Annotated in this window: 2 protein-coding genes; both read right to left on the bottom strand. The window is 38.4% G+C overall.

Annotated features, from left to right (window positions below):
* Positions 1 to 136 precede the first annotated feature (136 nt).
* The gene (locus tag V7149_RS19000) at positions 137 to 2,281 is read right to left on the bottom strand and encodes a bifunctional metallophosphatase/5'-nucleotidase (RefSeq protein WP_335347165.1); all 2,145 of its coding nucleotides are present in this window, start codon (positions 2,279 to 2,281) and stop codon (positions 137 to 139) included.
* Positions 2,282 to 2,669: 388 nt separating this feature from the next.
* Positions 2,670 to 2,933, bottom strand: a 264-nt coding sequence (locus V7149_RS18995; RefSeq protein ID WP_335347164.1) for a phosphatase PAP2 family protein, incomplete at its 5' end; no start/stop codon positions are given.

Below are 2,933 nucleotides of genomic sequence, written 5' to 3'. Positions count from 1 at the left end.
CAAAAAACTGCACCTCCAACTGTTAGATGTGTGTATCTAACAATTGGGGTGCAGTTTAGCCCTCTATCTGTTTTTTTCAATCCCTATATTCTGGTATCGCTCCACCTTGTTTATTTTAAAAGACTCGAATCAAAAATTAACTCGCTAACAAGGCTGGTAACTCATTCCAGCTAATTTCTGTTCGATGTTCAATGATGTATTGAAGCATGAACATGATTTCGTTTTTATCCATTTCCCCTAAATGCTTATTTGGAAGCTTGCTAATATGCAAGTAAGTTTTTTCTAAAGATAGATAAGCTTCATCTTCTTTATCTTTTTCAAAAGTTTTGATTGCATTTTCCAACTGAGCAATAAGCGATGTTTTAATTCCATTATTCCCATCTGCTTGTTTCACTAAAGAAATCGTATTTTCGATTGATGCAGATGTAATGAATACCTCAAGAGTTTTCGTCTCTGAAACATTATGCACTTTATCGATCGCACGGTATTGAATAGAGTTTTTACCTTCTTTATTGATCGTTAACCCCTCATCATAACGTTGCCAAGTGACACCGTTATCTAAGCTATACTCAATATGCGAAACCCCGATACCTGCATCTGTTGCTGCCAAGGATACTTTGACTTCATGAAGATACGATCCATCTCTACAGTCAGCCCCATGTAATACTGCATCCGCCAGTTCGGGTGCCTTGAAGTCTTCCGAGATTCTTCCTTCCGCTACATAATGGACTGGTCTATTAAAGCTTTTCACGAAATTTACAGTGGCTTGTATATCTTCAGGCCCTTGAACTGGGTCATTGCCATATTGGCGAATTTTATATTTATCAGTCCCATGTTCATACATATAATTGTTGACAGTAAGCGTATAGGTCCCATAATTATCAATTGGTGATCCATCAGGAAGATAGATATTTACTACTTTCCTTGTCGCACTATCCCACGTATATGAGAATCCACCAATAGAGACATCCGGTCCATAGGATGAAAACTGAGCATTTAATATAGGTTCCAATGCTGATCCTGGAATGGTGACCGTAACCAGTGTGTTATTAAATGGCTGGATATTGAAAAGATTCTCCCAAGTCATTTCGCCTTGGGCCAAAACGTCACGGATTCCCCCGCCGTTCATTAAGGCAAAATCAGACTTCATTTCATAATTCATTCCGTCTGCAATCAAGTTTCCAAGAGCATTGTCACCAATGATGCCTTTGATAGGGTATCCGCCATTCATTGGAGTAGCAGCAAAACCCACTACTTCTTTCAATTTTGGTCCAACCATTTCTTTATATTTGGCTAAAATTGCACTAACCTCTGGATCAGGAGTTACACCTTCTTGAATAACATCAACGATTTCCGCATGTTTTTCAACAATGTCACCTGTAACACGATCAATTTTCAAATCAATATCCGCAAAGGATTTTCCATATTCCCAAGCTTGGACAATAAGTTTGTTGTCTACAATCGCATTAAGTTTCACATGGTTATGAGCAGCAATAATGACATCTACCTCGTCATCTACGTTCTTCGCTAAATTTGCAATTTGACCAGTGGCCGTTTCATCGCTTTGATTTCCAGGAACGTGAGCTAAAACGACAATTGCCTTAATTCCTTGTGCTTTTAGCTCCTCCGTATATTTATTAACAGCTGCTGCTTCGTCCGTGAAACGAATATCCTGTATACCAGAGGCCATCACCATATTAGGTGTTTCAACCGTAGCTACACCAATAAATCCAATTTTTACACCATCTACTTCTTTAATGGCGTAGGGATCTAATATGAGCTTTCCAGTATCTTTGTATTCCACATTAGCGGCAACAACCGGAAAGTTCATCCCTTTATATCCTTTTGTGCCGTTTGGATGATCACCGCCATATACCATCCGAAGGAATTCTTGTGTACCTTTATCAAATTCGTGGTTACCTACAGTTCCTACATCAAATCCGATAGCTTCCATGATTTCAACTGTAGGCTCATCTCGAAGTAAGGCTGAAACCGGAGAACTGCCACCAATCATATCTCCAGAATGGATAATTAGCGTGTTATTTGGATTGGTTGCTTTATGGGCTTTTAAATAAGTGGCCAAATAGTCTGCACGTCCATAATTCACATTATTAATAGTTCCTGTAACATCAATCTTGCCATGTAAATCGTTCACAGAAAGTAATTTAACCGACATTGTATCTTCTGCATGCGCACGAATGGCGAGACTTGAGAAGATTGGTAGAACTAGTAGAGCAATAACTAGTAAATTAATAAATCTTTTACAAAATAGTTTTCTCATAATTTTACTCCTCCTAATATGACCCCATAATAATCTGGTTATTTATATAGGAGGTTAATTCCATGTTAATTTCATGTAAATCCACGGAAAATAATCATTTTTTCCTAGTTCCATGATTTACGATTAGTCTCATAGTCCCGTTTCAGATTCAATCAAAAGAGATGACACGGTTTCATGCTTCAGCAAGACATACACCAGAAACTAACCAAACATATCCTATTCCAATGACGTTAACTTCCTCATCTATCATACCCTTTACAGTAGTTTTATAGATTAGCTACCTTCCTGTGCCTATTTCGTGCAATCACCTCATCATATTGAAACAATAAATCAGAGAAGATCGCATCCCATGATCGACCTAATGCAAACTTGATTCCCCCCTCTTCCATTAAATGATATAAATGGCGAGTAACCCAAAAGCTGTTCCTACAATGGCACCAGCAAGTACATCTGAGGGATAATGTAAGCCTAAAAAAACTCGCGATATTCCCACGCAACATGCAAGTGGATAAAGAAAAAATCCAAGTATTGGTAAATGATAGATTAAAGGAGTAATTATTGAGAAAATAGCTGTCGTATGGCCTGATGGGAAGGAATGGTCCATCAGCGGATTTTCGCCCACTCGAGCATTGGTTAGAGATAGATATGGACG

The sequence above is a fragment of the Bacillus sp. JJ1503 genome (assembly GCF_036965125.1).
In the GTDB taxonomy this organism is placed as follows: Bacteria; Bacillota; Bacilli; order Bacillales; family Cytobacillaceae; genus Cytobacillus.
Note: the sequence above shows the minus strand (reverse complement) of the source record. Positions and strands in the feature narration are given on the sequence as shown.

Excerpts from the sequence above, each read along its gene's own strand:
- V7149_RS19000 (WP_335347165.1), bottom strand. The coding sequence starts at position 2,281 with ATGAGAAAACTATTTTGTAAAAGATTTATTAATTTACTAGTTATTGCT.